The sequence below is a fragment of the Winogradskyella sp. Asnod2-B02-A genome (assembly GCF_045063645.1).
Taxonomy (GTDB): domain Bacteria; phylum Bacteroidota; class Bacteroidia; order Flavobacteriales; family Flavobacteriaceae; genus Winogradskyella.
The window spans coordinates 1-1,861 of the sequence record NZ_JBEFOG010000006.1 but is presented as its reverse complement, the minus strand read 5'-3'; the positions used below and the strand labels follow the sequence as shown (position 1 = coordinate 1,861).

Annotated in this window: 1 protein-coding gene; it reads left to right on the top strand. The window is 30.5% G+C overall.

Features of this window, described 5'->3' with window-relative positions; genetic code table 11:
- Positions 1-785 precede the first annotated feature (785 nt).
- Complete coding sequence (locus ACJJVO_RS00085) at positions 786-1,616, top strand: hypothetical protein (RefSeq protein WP_405568914.1); 831 nt, start codon at positions 786-788, stop codon at positions 1,614-1,616.
- Positions 1,617-1,861 lie beyond the last annotated feature (245 nt).

Below are 1,861 nucleotides of genomic sequence, written 5' to 3'. Positions count from 1 at the left end.
TTAACAACGTGTATAATTAATTGCTTTGTTCGTGCCTACTTACGAAAAGCCCTTCGGCTTTTCTATTCCGTTTTTATTTGCTAATTTTAGTGTTTAAACCACGCAACTAACCATACACAAAACCGTTAACTACAAGCTGATTCCAAATCAACATTTTTCTAAAATTTAAACATCAAACTAACAACTTTGGATTGATTACTCGGATGAATAATGCAAACTCAAAAGCATTACGGAGTAAACTCAACTTGACTAAATAACCAAGATAATTTAGATTTAAAAAATTAAAGAAAGTAAACCAACTTACAACTCACTCTACTCTGCTTGAATTAAAAGAAACTAAGATAATTTAAGATTAAAAAAGACTAATATAGAAACCAAATATCAACTCGCTCTACTCTATTTGATAATTAAAACAACTAAGATAAATTGAGATTAAAAAGATTGATATTGTAAACCAAGATTGAAAAGCAAACGTTTATCATTACGGCTGAACTACACGCAGGAAAACCAATCTGTACTAATCTGGATTCACTAAACGGAGTAATACGCTTAAACTCTTGCGAGAATTTGAGTTCCAAAATGAATTTAAAGGAAAATATAAAAATTTGAACGCTGCCTAAATAGAAAAAAGCCAGTAGTTAACAACGTGTATAATTAATTGCTTTTTTTAGATTACGTGCGAAAATTCCGCTGGAATTTTCTCGGGTTCGGTCAATTTTTGCTAAATTAGTTGCCAAACCACGCAACTAATCATACACAAGACCGTTAGCAACAAGCTGAAAAAAATGAACTTCTTCGGAAAAAATAGAGCTGAAAATTGGATAATTAAGCTATTCAAAATAACCAACATTAAGACTGCTGAACAGTTTGATATGGAAAGTTGTGTTCTTTCGACAATAGATTTGATAAGTCAAAAAACGGAATTAAAAGCGACTCATTTCGATATAAATTATAAGAATTCGAGAAAGACTTTAAATGGATTTAAAAAGGCGTTAAAAAAACAAAAAGATATTGTTTACAGTTTTGTTGGATTTAATTCAAACAAAACGAACACATATTTTACTGTTGACAATCCAATGTTGAACTGGACTGAACAACCAGAAAACTCTTCTATCGATATTTCTATACAAATTGCGAGTGATTTAGCTGAATTGAATACGATTGAACTGATAACTAAAAACTTAATTGGAAGTTTTGATTTCGAATATGGTTATATCACAAAATTACCTTCGAATTATGATTCTGGAACTGAAAGAAAAATAAAAAAAGGCTTATTCTCAACGAGTGTTGAATTCAATGAAATAGACCACGCTTGGACTTTTCACTCGGTCGGAATACTTGATGGTTTTATAAAGCGTCTTTATCATGTTAATTACCTAAACAAAAGCCATTTTTCAGATTTAATAACAAAGGAACTGATTCTGGAATACGGAATTACAGAAAATATATCTGACAGTATTTCTAAATGGACTTTGAGTACGGACGAAATTGAAAGTCTAAAAAATAATGAACAAATCCGAAAAATATCAATATTAACAGATGACCTTGGCTTTTTAAAAACCGAGAAAGCAAAAATATTTAAAGGAAAAATGGAGCTAAAAAAAGCCAGTTGCTAACACCGTGTATAATTAATTGCTTTATTGAGCTTACTTGCGAATATTCCTGCGGAATTTTCACGGGTTCGTAAAAGTTTGCTTACTTAGTTGCTTAACCACGCAACTAACCATACACAATCACGTTATCTCTAATTTGAAAAAAATACTCAACATATTACTAATTGTAGTCGTAATAGGAATTATTAGCTTTGTTGGACTAGCAATTTTTGGAATTTCTATAATAGGAACTAAAACTGATAGTGAAT